Raw genomic sequence first — 12,765 nt, forward strand, 5'->3', positions numbered from 1 at the left:
GGTGCCGCGCCGGTGCAGCGCCGGCCGGGCAAGGTGTTCTGGGCACTATAGTCCGTGACGAGGTTCGCAATTCAGGAGAAGTCGGCGGGGGCAGACGGAACCAGACCACGTTGATGCCTTATGCCCCCGAGTTTCCTGAATTGTGAACGGCATCCGCCAGGAAGGGTGGATCGGCGACGACACCACCCAGTCTGCACATCTCGACGATCGACAGAAGTCATTCACATTGCCTGGTGGAGCAGCCCTCGGAGTCGTCAGCCCCGCCAGTCTCGATCCGTGCAGAACCTCACTCCAGGACAGCGTGCGACCGCGCTCTTCACGCCGATGCTCCACACCCGCGAAGATCTCCTACATGGCGGTATGACGTCGCGCGAAGTGACAGCCGCAGTGCGCGCGGGGCATCTCCTTCGTCCGCGCAGGAACAGATACGCGCGCCCGGGCATTGATCGGACGGTCATCGAAGCGGTCCGCGCAGGAGGCCGACTCACTTGTCTGTCCTTGTTGCAGGTCATCGGAGTCTTCGTCCTGACCAACACGACGCTGCACGTGCAGGTGCCGAGGAACAGTTCGCGTCTCCCCGCCCGAAAGGCCGATGCGCCGCATCTCCATTGGGCCGATGAGCCGGACGCGCAGCTGCTGCATGTGTCGACTCTTCATGCAGCGGTACGCCATGCCGTTCGTTGTCAGACACCTCGTGCCACGGTTGCCACGCTCGACAGCCTGACTCACCACGGCCTCATGACGATGGCGGAGCTGCAGGCGCTCTTCGAGGATCTGCCGGCGCGGTTCCGACCGCTCCTGCGTCTTGTAGATTCGTCAGCGGCGTCCGGGCCTGAGACGCTCGTTCGTCTCATGCTGCGGGCGCTCGGGCTCGCGTATGAGACCCAGGTCCTCATCTCGGGTGTCGGCTACGTCGACTTCATCGTGGACGGCTGGCTGATCATCGAATGTGACAGCAGGCAGTTTCACGAGGGGTGGGGAAAGCAACAGCAGGATCGCCATCGCGACATCGCAGCGGCACGCGCGGGCTACGTGACGATTCGTCCCCTCGCGGCCGACATCCTTCGTAGTCCGCTCTCGGTTCAGGCCGCTCTTCGAGAAATCATCGACGTGTTCGGGGAGAGGTTCGCGGGGCGCGGTGTTCGTAGATCAGGAAAGACGACCTGGATCTGAGCAAGGAGGCGCCGCCGAGAGCCGAGGGCGCGTTGCGTCCTGAGTTGTGAACGCCGACGGTCGGTGAGGGGTCAGATGCGGGCAGCGAACTCGTGGATCAGCCGGGCTGCGGGCTCGGAGTCACTGATCAGGGTGCCGTGACCGTGGTCGGGGATGACTTCGAGGGCGGCCCCGGGGATGGCGTCGAGGATTTCGCGGCACCAGCTCAGCGGCGCCAGCGGGTCGCTCTCACCGCGGAGCACGAGCACGGGGCACTTGATGCGGACGAACGCGTCTTCGGGCTCGTGCACGATGGTCGCGCGCATCTTCCGGATCAGGTGAGGGCCTCCGCGCAGGTACTCCCTCGCCCCGCGCCAGAGCACCAACGGGCGTTCGCCGATCAGGTCGAGCAGCAGGTACCGCGCTTGGGCACCGACGTTGCGCGCCGCCTTGTTCACCGTGGGGCCGGCCAGCACTACGCCTTCGACCAGGGAGGGATGCCGCGCGGCGAGCTCGGCCGCGATCTGACTTCCCATCGAGTGGCCGATCACGATGACCGGACTCGCCCCCACGTGCGTCAGATAGGCCGCGACCAGGTCGGCGTGCCGCTCCATGGTGAGGGTGCGCGTCGGTTCGGGCGCCTCACCGAATCCGGGGAGGTCGAGTGCGATCACGCGCCCCTCGAGCCGTTGCACGATGTCGAGGTAGACGCTGCGTCCCATGCCGATGCCGTGCAGGAGCAGATAGGTGTGGGGGCCTTCCCCGAACGTCTCTGCGATGAGCGTCGCACCCCCGTGCTCGAACTCCAGGAGCGTGGCGGGAGTGCCCTTCGGGGCGAGGTAACTGGATGGCACCCACCCACGCTAGCCGAGCATCCTGTGGCGCCGCTTCCGGCGCCGCCGCTCGCGACCGTTCAGCCGGCCGGGGTCAGCACCAGGGTGTCGACGGTCGCCGCCGCGACGGCCTTCTCCGTGAAGGCCCACGGCGTCTGCACGCCGGCAGCCCAGTCCTCGGTCTGGTCGGTGTAGTTCGCGTGGAAGGCGTGGCCGGACGCCCCGGTGAGGTGGTTCCAGGTCGACGCATCGAAGTCCGAGAGGTCGACGACCATCCGCATCGAGGGCACCGTCGTCGTCGCGTACGAGACGCCGAGCGCCCATCCGGTCGCGTTCACCACGGACGCTCCGCCGCCCACGGGGAACGGGCCCCGGTTGAAGAGCGCTTCGATCGGCGCGATGCCGGAGGAGCCGAGGGTGTCGCTCGTGAGGGTGATCGCGTGGAGATCGCCCCAGTTCCACCGCAGGACGTCTTCACCCTGCAGCGCGGCGAGCTCCTCGTAGGCCTGTTCCGCCGAGAGCTTCAGCATGGAATCCATCCCGTCGACGCCGAGCGCTGTGTTGGTCCACAGCGGGTCGGACGGGTCCTCGAACAAGTCGGCCACCACCGTGAAGAGCCTGCCCTGCCCGTCGATGGGGAGCGGCTGTTCACGTTCGGCGAAGATGTTCTGCACGAGGTTCGACCAGAGCACGTTGGCATAGGCGGCCGCGGCGGAGGATGCCGAGTTCTGGGCGTCCCACGTGGTCAGCAGTTCCACGGCGTCCTTCGGTCCGGCTCCGCTCACCTCGACGTCCCCCATCACGGTCACGAGGTGCTTGCCTATCCACATCTCGTTGTCCATCTGGATGTCGCGCATGTCCTGGGCGGTCAGCGGAGCGGCCGCCGCGCGTCGTTCGATCAGGTGCGCGATGCGCGCCGCCCGGTACCCGTAGTCCCAGTCGCGGGAGAGGAAGTAGGAGTAGTCATCCGCAACGATCGCGTTGTTCGCGGTCACGATGTACCCCGAGCTGGGGTTGTACGACACCGGCAGTTCCTCGAACGGGATGTACCCGGTCCAGTCGTAGCTGCTGTCCCATCCCGGCTGCGGCATCCACCCGTCGCCGGCGCCCCGGATCGGGAGTCGGCCGGGCGTCTGGTAGCCGATGTTGCCCTCCGTGTCGGCGTAGATCAGGTTCTGGGCCGGCACGTCGAAGAGGGACGCGGCGTAACGGAAGTCCTCGAAGTCCTGCGCGGTGCCCAGGGCGAAGATCGCGGTCGCTGTCGTGCCCGGGTCGAGGGCGGTCCAGCGCAGGCTGACCGCGTACTCGGCGTCGTCCTCTGCGCCGGGCGCGGGAGTGGTGGCACCACCGGCGTCGAGGGCGGGTGCGGGGTCGTCGGCGATCGCTGTGAAGTCGTCGGTGAGCCCCGAGATGATCGGCCCGTGCACGGTCGAGCGGATCGTCAACTCGATGTCGTCGGAGCCGGCGACTTTGATCGTCTCAGTGCGCTGCTCGAGCGGGACCAGCTTCCCGTCGCGCCAGTACTCGTCGCCGACGACGCGCTCGACGTAGAGGTCGGTCACATCGGTCGTGAGGTTGGTGAAGCCCCAGGCGACCTGGCTGTTGTGCCCGATCACGATGCCGGGCAATCCCGAGAACGAGAAGCCGCTGACGTCGAACGGGCAGTCGTCGTCCACGGTCGAGCAGGTGAGCTGCACCTGGTACCAGACCGAAGGGAGGGAGGCGCCGAGGTGCGGGTCATTCGCCAGCAGCGGTGCACCGCTCTCGGTGAGGTCGCCGGAGACCACCCAGGAGTTCGAGCCGATCCCCTCGCCCACATCGCCGACGAGTTCGCTCGCCGCCTCGATGACGCTCGACGTCTCGGTCCACTCGATCGTCGTGGTCGCCTGCTGGATCTGGCCCTCGGTCTCGGGGAGCGTGTAGGCGGCGGGCTCTGCGCCGGTGTCGAGAGTCGGCACCGTGGAGATCTTCGGGACGATCACCGGATTCTCGTCGAACGGATAGTCGGGGTAGAGCTGCGCGAGCAGGTCGCCGGTCTCGGTGGTCGTCTCGTCGGCCTCGCTCGACTCGGCGGCGAGGAGCGAGCGCTCGGTCTCGTTCTCGATGTTGCCCCGGAGGTCCCAGGCCATCGCCTTGAGCCACGCGACCGAGTCGGCGGGCTCCCACGGCTCGGGTACGTAGTCCGGGTTCTGTATGCCGAGAACTGCATATTCAAGCGACAGCTCCGCTCCGGAGCGGGAAGCGAGGTAGGCGTTGACCCCGTCGGCGTAGGCCTCGTAGTAGCCGCGCGTGATGTCGTCCATCGCCTCGACCTCGGCCTCGGCGACGTCGCGCCAGCCGAGGGTGCGCAGGAACGCATCGGTCGCGGCCTGCGACTCACCGAACATCTCCGCGACTCGACCCGCGGTCACGTGGCGACGGAAGTCCATCTCGAAGAACCGGTCCTGGGCGTGCACGAAGCCCTGGGCATAGAAGAGGTCGTCGGTGGAGTCCGCCGTGATCGTCGGGATGCCGCGGGCGTCTCGCTGCACCGTGACCTCGGCCTGGAGCCCATCGAGCTCCAGTGTGCCGGCCGTCTGCGGGAAGGAGCGTTGGATTGTCCAGGTCACGAAGAACGCCGCGGCCACGGCGACCACGACGACAGCGGCCACCACCAGGAACGCGATGCGTCCGATCCGGACTCCCAGGGAGGGGCGTGCGGGTGCGGCGGATGCCTGTGAATCGGTCGTCATCGTCGAGAACTCTTTCGGGTAGACATGTGGAACTCAGTCCCATCGAGCCCCAGTGCGCGTATCAGGGTCGCGCCTTCGCATCATATCCGGCCGGGCGCTCGTCACGGCGTGTCCCGCGACGAACGCCCGGGATCGTCAGCCGATCAAGCTCGGTTGCAGGTCGCGCAGGGTGCGCCGATGGGTCATGCGCGTCACCCCGATCATCGCCAGCAGCAGCGCACCGGCGAGCCAAGCTCCGAGGACCACCAGATCCCACCCGGCGCGTGCGTAGTCTCCGCCGTACATGAGCTGCCTCATCGCGTCGACCACGTAGCCCAGGGGGAGGACGTGATGGAGGGCGGCGAGGGGGCCGGGCAGCGTCTGCCAGGGGAACGTCCCTCCCGCGGTGACCAGCTGCAGCACCATCAGCACCAGGCCGAGGAACTGCCCGACCGACCCGAGCCAGACATTGAGGGCGAGGATGATCGCCGCGAAGGTGGCCGAGGCGAACATCATCACACCGAGGGTGCCGAGCGGGTGGTCGAAGGTGAAGCCGAGGGTGATCGCCAGGATGCCCATGAGCCCGACCATCTGCACGGCGCCCAGCATCGCGGGGGTCAGCCACCCGGCCAGCGTGATGCGGATGGGCGAGTGCAGGGCGGTGATCGCGCGCCGAGAGATCGGCTTCACGATCAGGAACAGTGCGTAGATGCCGATCCAGGCCGAGAGCGCGGCGAAGAACGGTGCGAGGCCGGCGCCGTAGTCCTCCGCGGACGCGACCTTGTCGCTCGACACCTTCACGGGGTCGGCGATCGTGTCGGCCTGCAGTGTCCGCAGCTCCGGTGTGGAGGACGGGATCGCGTCGACGCCGGCGGACAGCCCGTCGCGCAGCTCCGTCGTTCCGGATGCGAGCGTCGCGAGCCCGTCCCGCAGTTGGACCGCGCCGGTGTTCGCGGCCGAAGCTCCGGTCGCGACCGTGCCGGCCCCCGATGCGAGATCGGCGGCACCGGACGCCAGGGATGCGGCGCCGTCGGCGAGCTGGTCGACTTTGCCGACCGCGCTCTGCACCTGCGCGTTGCCCTCCTCCAGGCGGGAGCCCAGCGGGTCGAGCGTGGCCAGGACCTGGTCGATCTCCTCCGGGGTGAGACCCCGCTCCGTCAGGGCGTTCGCGATGTCGGTGCGCACCTGCGGGAGGGCGTTGGTCGCCTGCTGGACTGCCGCGCCGGCACGGTCGGCGACGTCCGCCAACTGGCGGTTCCCCGCGCTGACCTGCTGTGCGCCGCTCGCGAGTGTCTGCGCTCCTGCCGCGAGTTGAGCGGTGCCGTCCGCGAGTTTGGCGGTGCCGTCTGCGAGCGTGGAGCTCCCCGTCGCGGCCGTCCCCGCGCCGTCCGCGAGCTGCGTGGCCCCCTCCGTCGCGGTGACGAGGTTGTCGCGCACGTCACTGAGGCCGGTGAGCAGTCGCTCGGCCGCCTGGCTCCCGACCATCTCAGCCACCGAGCTGCGGATCTTCTCGACGGCCTGGGTACCCATCGATGAGGCGAGATAGTTGTTCGCGTCGTTGGTCTCGAGGACGATCCGTGCTTGGTGGGGGTCCGTGCCGGCGGCGGAGGTCAGTGCGGTGGAGAAGTCCGCCGGAATGGTCACGGTGAAGTCGACGGCACCCGTCCGCAGTGCCTCGGAGGCGTCGTCTGCCGTCATCCGCTGCCAGTCGAAAGCGTTGCCCTCGAGGAGGTTCTCGGCCACATCCTCGCCGTAGTTCACGTCTTCGCCGGTCGCCGGCTCGGTGCCGCTGGTGGGGGCGGGCGCACCGGCGTCGTCGACGACCAGAGCGACGGGAACCTCGGGGAACTTGGCATACGGGTCCTGGTTCGCCCAAAGGTAGAGGCCGCCGTAGAGGATCGGCACGCAGATCAGCGCGACCAGGGCGAGGATCCCCATCCTGCTCGCAGTCAGTCGCCGCAGCTCGGCGGCGATCATGGCGGGAACCTTCATCGCCCACCTCCGTTCTCTGAGGGGTCCTCGCGCAGGGGAAGCGGGGTGTCCGCGTCATGGTTCGTGGCGTCCGCGTCAAGGTTCGTGGCGTCCGCCGACACGCCAAATGCAGGACCTTCTGCCCCGTCCGGTCCGACCTCTGGCGTGTCGGCCACCAGTTCTGGTTCTGGTTCGGGCTCGGGTTCGGGGTCGGGTTCGGGGTCGGGTGTGGGTGTGGGAAGTGGCTGGACGGGGCCGGAGGCGTTGATCGCCTCGAACTCGTGCATCCGCTCCAGAGCGACCGCTGCCGAGCCGCCGACGATCACGAGCATCGCGTAGCCACGGTCGGCGAACTCCCCGGCGATGCGCCACCAGCCGTCCGGACGTCCGCCGTGCCGGTCGGGGGAGACGAGGACCAGCCCTTCGACGCCTTCGCGGAGCACGGCGAGTTCGCACAGGATGCGTATGCGGGCGGCGGGATCGATGTTCCCGATTGGGACCGACGCCAGCTCACTGAATCCCAACCGGGCGAGCCAGCGCCGTGCGTGCAGTGGTGTGGCGCCGACGCCGGCGAACATGAGCTCTTCGCCCACGACGCCGGCGAGCGTGATGTCGGGATGCGGATCGCTGACATCCGGGGCATCGACCAGCGCGAGGTGCCGGCGCAGCGCCTTCGGGTCGGTTGTACCGTCGATGCTCACCCGTCCGGTGTCGGGGCGCATGCGGCCGCTCGCGATCAGTCCGAGAACGGTCGGGCGCTGTTCGGTCTCGGCGAGGGCGAAGCGCACGGCACCGGTGTGGAATTCCAACGACGTCGCCGGAAGGGCCTGACCGCCGCGTCCTTTGCTCACGTCCTGCAGGGCGATCTTCATACGCGGGCCGTCCGATCTGCGGGAGCGGTGGCGTCGATGTCGGGGTGAGCGTTGAGGAGGTCATCGATCTCACGCCAGGAGAGCCCGGCGACGCTCAGCACGGTGCGCACGGCGACGTCGGCCGCGTCGGAGCTGGTGGCATCCGTGCGCGAGACGACGGTGCGGGCCATCTCCTCGATCAAGCGTGCGAGCGTGGGCGCGGCGAGGTCCGTGCGGAAGCTCCCGTCCTCCTGGCCGCGGCGCACGAGGTCGGCGACGGTGCGACGCAGGGGTGCGAGTGCCGCCGCGGTGTGTTCCACATGCGTCTCATCGAGCGCGAGTGCCGCAGCGAGGTGCACGTGCGCCGCCTCGTGCCAGAGCCGCGCGGCGAGGCGGGCGAGGGTGATCCGGGCATCCTCGTCATCGATCGACGCGGCGATCGCATTGAATCGTTGTGCTCCGGTCGAGATGAGCTGGCGGATCAGGGCGTCGCGATCGTCGAAGTGCCCGTAGAGCGTGCGACGGGAGAGGCCCGCGTTGCGTGCGATGACATCGATCGAGGCATACGGGTCGACCGCCAGGGTCGAGCGTGCGGCGGCGAGGATGACGGCGCGATTCTCGACGGCGTCGCGACGGGGTGCACGAGTTGTCATCGGTCCAGGATACGATCATGCACAGTAGTGTGCAAGATAGGGGTTGGATTCGAAGTCGGCTCTCAGGATCCCCGCCCCGCGGGCATAGCTCGGCCCCGCGGGGATGGCTCGGACCGGCAGGTATGGCTCGGTCCGGCAGGCATGGCTCGTCCGGCAGGTATGGCTCGGTCCGGCAGGCATGGCTCGTCCCACATGCATGACTGTTCCCCGGATGCATGAGCGATCCGGATGGACCGGTCATGCATCCGTCGCCGGATCATGCAGGTGCGAGGCAAACCCTTGTGCGAGGCAAACCCGCGTGAGGCGCAGCCCCGCGTGCGTGCTGGGCTCCGCGTCAGGTGGAGTCCGGGTCAGGCGCCCGAGTCAGGCGTCCGAGGCAGGCGCCCGAGGCAGGGGCCCGGGCTCAGGCGCCCGGGATCAGTCGGTGCCGGAGTCGAAGGCCGCACCCTCGGAGGCGGAGTCGACGGCATCCGCCAGGGTCTCATCGGCCTCGGAGATCGATCCGTGGACCGACTCGGTGATCTCGCTCGACTCGCCGGCCGTCACGCGACCCACGAGCTCGCCGGTCGCGCCACCCACGAGGCCGAGTCCCGCGTACTGCTCCAGACGTGCGCGCGAATCGGCGATGTCGAGGTTGCGCATGGTGAGCTGGCCGATGCGGTCGACCGGTCCGAATGCGGCATCGCCGACCCGCTCCATCGACAGCTTCTCCGGACCGTAGGAGAGGTTCGCGGAGACGGTGTCGAGGATGGTCCAGTCGTCTCCGCGGCGCAGACGGATCGTCACGGTGCCCGAGATGGTGAGGCCGACCCAGCGCTGGATCGACTCGCGCAGCATGAGCGACTGCGGCTCCAACCAGCGGCCCTCGTACATGAGGCGACCGAGGCGGCGGCCCTGCTCGTGGTAGGTGGCGAGCGTGTCCTCGTTCAGGATGCCGTTGACCAGGCGCTCGTAGGCGATGAACAGTAGCGACATGCCCGGGGCCTCGTAGATGCCGCGGGACTTGGCCTCGATGATGCGGTTCTCGATCTGGTCGCTCATGCCGAGGCCGTGGCGTCCGCCGATGGTGTTCGCCTCCATGACGAGGGCGACCGGGTCGCTGTACTCGACGCCGTTGATCGCGACCGGACGACCGGACTCGAAGGTGACGGTGACGTCTTCGGTCTCGATCGCGACGGAGGGGTCCCAGAACTTCACGCCCATGATCGGGTCGACGGTCTCGAGCGAGACGTCCAGGTGCTCGAGCGTCTTCGCCTCGTGCGTCGCGCCCCAGATGTTGGCGTCGGTCGAGTAGGCCTTCTCGGCGGAGTCGCGGTAAGGGAAGTCGCGCGCGACGAGCCAGTCGCTCATCTCCTTGCGGCCGCCCAGCTCGGTGACGAAGTCGGCGTCGAGCCACGGCTTGTAGATGCGCAGACGCGGGTTGGCGAGCAGGCCGTAGCGGTAGAACCGCTCGATGTCGTTGCCCTTGTAGGTCGAGCCGTCACCCCAGATGTCGACGCCGTCCTCCTTCATCGCGCGCACCAGCATGGTGCCGGTGACCGCGCGACCGAGGGGCGTCGTGTTGAAGTAGGTCTTGCCGCCGGAGCGGATGTGGAACGCGCCGCAGGAGAGGGCGACGAAGCCCTCTTCGACCAGGGCGGTCTTGCAGTCGATCAGGCGCGAGGCCTCCGCGCCGTACTCCAGCGCGCGGCCGGGGATCGATTCGATGTCGTCTTCGTCGTACTGGCCGAGGTCGCCCGTGTACGTGAAGGGCACGGCGCCCTTCTCGCGCATCCACGCGACGGCGACGGAGGTGTCGAGTCCTCCGGAGAAGGCGATGCCGACGCGCTCGCCGACGGGCAGGGACTGGAGGACCTTGGACATGGCTCCCAGTCTATCCGCGGGCGGCGTGTCGCCCTGTCCCGCATGACGGTGGGGATGCCGCCCTCAGGCGAGGAGGAACTCCACCCGGAGCGCGGCATACGTGCCCAGGGCGCGACGGTCGCACGTGAGTAGTGGGACGGCGGTATCCCGTGCGGCCAGTCCCACGAGTCCGTCGTACACCGAGCCCCCTGCGATGCCCGCCTCGGCGAAGGTGGTGATCGCAGCCGCCGCCGTCGTCGGCGAAAGCGGTGCGGAGGCGGGGAACGACCGGTCGATGATCTCCTGCGCGCGACCGGGACTGACGCGGGCGGCGCCCGGCAGGCGCGTCAGCACCGAGTACGTCTCGACGGCCGCGTGCCCGGCGAGCCCGATGACGCGACCGTGGGTGAGTTCGAGCATCCGTTCGTGTGCCGGGTTCCGGTCATGGACCAGCGCGATCGCGGCACTGGTGTCGAGGAGGAGATCAGCGCTGATCGGCAAGTCGGAGCTCCCGGACCTCGTCCACGGTGAGTGTCGGGCCGCCTGTGATGATGAGACGGCCATCCTTCTCGATGAGGTTGTCCGGAGCGTCGATCTCGATCCGGATGCCGTTGCCGTCGAGGAGGAGATCGACCGGGCCGGGGATCAATCCCACGCGCTCACGGAGCGCGGCCGGGATCACTATCCGCCCTGCCTTGTCCATGGTTGCTCTCATGCCATGACCGTACCATTCAAATGGTGGCAACCGAGTGCTTCATATCGGCGGCGGACGCGCAGGCAGCGTCGATACAGTGCTCGCATGCAGAGAGCGCGGTTCCGTGGACTGTGGTGGTTCGTCGCAGGAGGCGTGATCCTCGCAGTGCTTCTCGTCGTGGCGTTTCAGAGCTTCCGCGGATCGACGCTCGCGCGGCAGGACATGGGTGCACATCTGACTTTCCCCGCGACGTATCACGGCTTCGAAGAGGCCCCGGAACACACCGGCTTCACTCTCCATGAAGACGGCGTCGCTGACGTGTCGGCGCTGATGCTGGGGTCGGAGGAGCGGACGCTCGACGACGGGCGCGTGTGTCTCGACGGAGACGTGATCCCGGTCGCGGGGAAGGCGAGGTGGCGGACGGACGATGCAGGCGGGGTCATCATCGAGGCGGGCGAGCGGCACACGCGCTTCCAGCAGGACGATCCGTTGCTCATGGGCGGGGGCTGGGGAAAGGTGTACGTCCTGACTCCGTGCACCGAGGAATACACCGCGACGTTCGTCACCCCGAACGCGAACTACTCCGACTGAGCGACGTCCTCGGACTCTGGAGGCGAAAACGGAGGAGTGGCGGGCGCGGGGCGGCGTGTCGAGGCGCGACCCGCCGACGGACACACGACACGTCTCCGTTTTGGCCGAAGTCGGAGCGGCGGGGAGGCCCCCGGAGGTGCAAGAGTGGGCCGACGGAGGTCGGACATGGCGGACATGGGTGGAGCAATCCTGTGGGGTGCGGTCGCGGCGGCACCGCTGTTCATCGGCGCGGTGCTCGCGCTGCTCCGGAAGTGGCCGCCGCGGTGGCTCGGTATCGTCCTAGGCTTCGGCGCGGGCGCGCTGATGGCGTCGATCGCGTTCGAGCTCTGGGAGGAGGGGCTGGATCTCGCCGGCCCCATCCCCCTGGTGATCGGAGTCGCGGCTGGAGCGATCAGCTACTACGTCGCCGATCGCATCCTCGACGCCCGTGCCGCGAAGACCAAGGCCGAGGCGGGCGGCGGCCAGCTCGCGGTCGGAGCGCTGCTCGACGGCATCCCGGAGCAGCTCGTGCTCGGGATCGGCCTCGCCTCGGGGGAGCCGGTCAGCATCGCGCTCGTGGTCGCCATCCTGGTGTCGAACCTTCCCGAATCGATCGGCTCGGCCGCCGACCTGCTCGAGGGCGGGATGGCGAGGTCCCGGGTGCTCCTGCTGTGGGCGGGCGTCGCCGTGATCTGTGCGCTCGCGACGGTTGCCGGATTCGGGCTGGCGAGCCTGACCGGGGATGACTTCCGCTCGGCGGCGAGCGGCTTCGCGGCCGGTGCGCTGTTGGTGATGCTCGTGGATTCGATGATCCCCGAGGCGCAGTCGAAGGCGAAGGAGTCCACGGGCCTCGCGACCGTGCTGGGGTTCGCGCTCGCCGCAGGGCTGGCCCTGGCGAGCTGACGACGCGCGGCGAACACCCCGCCGCCGGCGATCAGGTCTCTCCGTGCTCCTGGTCTCGACGGACGATGCGCCCTGTGATGTGCTCGATGTGGAACGCCAGGGGGAGGTCCCGTTCGCTCCCGGCCCACGGGGTCACGCGAGCCCCGGCGCCGGCCGCCTTCTCCTCGGGCACCCGGGACAGCGGTCCGTGCATCAGGACGCTCCAGGCGGTGCTGCCGAGGGGGTCGTGATAGTCCACCTCGAACGAGACGTCCGCCGGCTCGTGCGTCAGCTCGGCCAGCAGTCCCTCGGGCGCGGTGCGGAGGAGCAGGTCGTGGCCGGAGACGACGTAGTTCACGGGCAGGATCTGCACGCGGCCGTCGTGCACGAAGCCTATGCGGCCGATCGTGGTGGTGCGCAGCAACTCGGCGGATTGCTGTTCATCGAGTACTCGGATCATCCGCGCCTTCCTTTCCCTGTGGCGCCAGGCTATCCACGGCGGGAAGCGTGTTCAAGGGACACCTCCACCGGGGCCGGGAGGCACCCGCCACCCGGCGGACGGAATGCGTCGGATCGGCCTCGGGTGGCGGGTTATCCTCGGGTGTC

Annotated in this window: 12 protein-coding genes; 3 read left to right on the forward strand and 9 right to left on the reverse strand. The window is 68.6% G+C overall.

Features of this window, described 5'->3' with window-relative positions:
• Positions 1-276 precede the first annotated feature (276 nt).
• The gene (locus tag LRQ07_RS00340; protein ID WP_256535477.1) at positions 277-1,173 is read left to right on the forward strand and encodes an endonuclease domain-containing protein; all 897 of its coding nucleotides are present in this window, start codon (positions 277-279) and stop codon (positions 1,171-1,173) included.
• A gap of 71 nt (positions 1,174-1,244) precedes the next feature.
• Here LRQ07_RS00340 and LRQ07_RS00345 read toward each other — a convergent pair whose 3' ends face one another.
• From LRQ07_RS00345 to LRQ07_RS00380, 8 genes are all read right to left on the reverse strand, one after another.
• Positions 1,245-2,006 (reverse strand): alpha/beta fold hydrolase, encoded by a 762-nt coding sequence (locus LRQ07_RS00345; protein ID WP_134352617.1) that lies wholly within the window; start codon positions 2,004-2,006, stop codon positions 1,245-1,247.
• 59 nt (positions 2,007-2,065) lie between these two features.
• The gene (locus LRQ07_RS00350) at positions 2,066-4,717 is read right to left on the reverse strand and encodes a penicillin acylase family protein (protein WP_256535478.1); all 2,652 of its coding nucleotides are present in this window, start codon (positions 4,715-4,717) and stop codon (positions 2,066-2,068) included.
• Between the two features lie 135 nt (positions 4,718-4,852).
• The gene (locus LRQ07_RS00355) at positions 4,853-6,688 is read right to left on the reverse strand and encodes a YhgE/Pip family protein (RefSeq protein WP_131491601.1); all 1,836 of its coding nucleotides are present in this window, start codon (positions 6,686-6,688) and stop codon (positions 4,853-4,855) included.
• Positions 6,685-7,539, reverse strand: a complete 855-nt coding sequence (locus tag LRQ07_RS00360; protein WP_256535479.1) for a hypothetical protein — start codon at positions 7,537-7,539, stop codon at positions 6,685-6,687. Before LRQ07_RS00360 ends, LRQ07_RS00355 begins: the two co-directional genes overlap by 4 nt.
• Positions 7,536-8,171 carry a TetR/AcrR family transcriptional regulator gene (locus tag LRQ07_RS00365; protein WP_256535480.1) on the reverse strand — a complete coding sequence of 212 codons (636 nt, stop codon included), beginning with the start codon at positions 8,169-8,171 and terminating at the stop codon, positions 7,536-7,538. The genes LRQ07_RS00360 and LRQ07_RS00365 overlap by 4 nt, the downstream gene beginning before the upstream one ends.
• Before the next feature lie 417 nt (positions 8,172-8,588).
• On the reverse strand, positions 8,589-10,034 hold the full coding sequence (gene argG / locus LRQ07_RS00370; protein ID WP_256535481.1) for an argininosuccinate synthase: 1,446 nt from the start codon (positions 10,032-10,034) through the stop codon (positions 8,589-8,591).
• 63 nt (positions 10,035-10,097) lie between these two features.
• Positions 10,098-10,514: a PIN domain-containing protein gene (locus LRQ07_RS00375; protein WP_256535482.1), complete on the reverse strand. Its 417-nt coding sequence runs from the start codon at positions 10,512-10,514 to the stop codon at positions 10,098-10,100.
• Positions 10,498-10,728: an AbrB/MazE/SpoVT family DNA-binding domain-containing protein gene (locus LRQ07_RS00380; RefSeq protein ID WP_226533466.1), complete on the reverse strand. Its 231-nt coding sequence runs from the start codon at positions 10,726-10,728 to the stop codon at positions 10,498-10,500. Before LRQ07_RS00380 ends, LRQ07_RS00375 begins: the two co-directional genes overlap by 17 nt.
• An 84-nt stretch (positions 10,729-10,812) precedes the next feature.
• On the opposite strand from LRQ07_RS00380, the gene LRQ07_RS00385 reads away from it, so the two are divergent.
• On the forward strand, positions 10,813-11,298 hold the full coding sequence (locus tag LRQ07_RS00385; protein WP_232762997.1) for a hypothetical protein: 486 nt from the start codon (positions 10,813-10,815) through the stop codon (positions 11,296-11,298).
• A gap of 165 nt (positions 11,299-11,463) precedes the next feature.
• Positions 11,464-12,180 carry a ZIP family metal transporter gene (locus LRQ07_RS00390; protein WP_256535483.1) on the forward strand — a complete coding sequence of 239 codons (717 nt, stop codon included), beginning with the start codon at positions 11,464-11,466 and terminating at the stop codon, positions 12,178-12,180.
• Positions 12,181-12,211: 31 nt separating this feature from the next.
• On the opposite strand, the gene LRQ07_RS00395 is transcribed toward LRQ07_RS00390, so the two are convergent.
• Positions 12,212-12,619 carry a pyridoxamine 5'-phosphate oxidase family protein gene (locus LRQ07_RS00395; RefSeq protein WP_153243276.1) on the reverse strand — a complete coding sequence of 136 codons (408 nt, stop codon included), beginning with the start codon at positions 12,617-12,619 and terminating at the stop codon, positions 12,212-12,214.
• Positions 12,620-12,765: the final 146 nt, after the last annotated feature.

Source organism: Microbacterium sp. J1-1, assembly GCF_024498615.1.
GTDB lineage: Bacteria > Actinomycetota > Actinomycetes > Actinomycetales > Microbacteriaceae > Microbacterium > Microbacterium aurugineum.

Bases quoted from the DNA above. Each gene is read 5' to 3' on its own strand.
- LRQ07_RS00395 (WP_153243276.1), bottom strand. From the start codon at position 12,619: ATGATCCGAGTACTCGATGAACAGCAATCCGCCGAGTTGCTGCGCACC.
- argG (WP_256535481.1), bottom strand. From the start codon at position 10,034: ATGTCCAAGGTCCTCCAGTCCCTGCCCGTCGGCGAGCGCGTCGGCATC.
- LRQ07_RS00360 (WP_256535479.1), bottom strand. From the start codon at position 7,539: ATGAAGATCGCCCTGCAGGACGTGAGCAAAGGACGCGGCGGTCAGGCC.
- LRQ07_RS00390 (WP_256535483.1), top strand. From the start codon at position 11,464: ATGGCGGACATGGGTGGAGCAATCCTGTGGGGTGCGGTCGCGGCGGCA.
- LRQ07_RS00365 (WP_256535480.1), bottom strand. From the start codon at position 8,171: ATGACAACTCGTGCACCCCGTCGCGACGCCGTCGAGAATCGCGCCGTC.
- LRQ07_RS00385 (WP_232762997.1), top strand. From the start codon at position 10,813: ATGCAGAGAGCGCGGTTCCGTGGACTGTGGTGGTTCGTCGCAGGAGGC.
- LRQ07_RS00380 (WP_226533466.1), bottom strand. From the start codon at position 10,728: ATGAGAGCAACCATGGACAAGGCAGGGCGGATAGTGATCCCGGCCGCG.
- LRQ07_RS00350 (WP_256535478.1), bottom strand. From the start codon at position 4,717: ATGACGACCGATTCACAGGCATCCGCCGCACCCGCACGCCCCTCCCTG.
- LRQ07_RS00355 (WP_131491601.1), bottom strand. From the start codon at position 6,688: ATGAAGGTTCCCGCCATGATCGCCGCCGAGCTGCGGCGACTGACTGCG.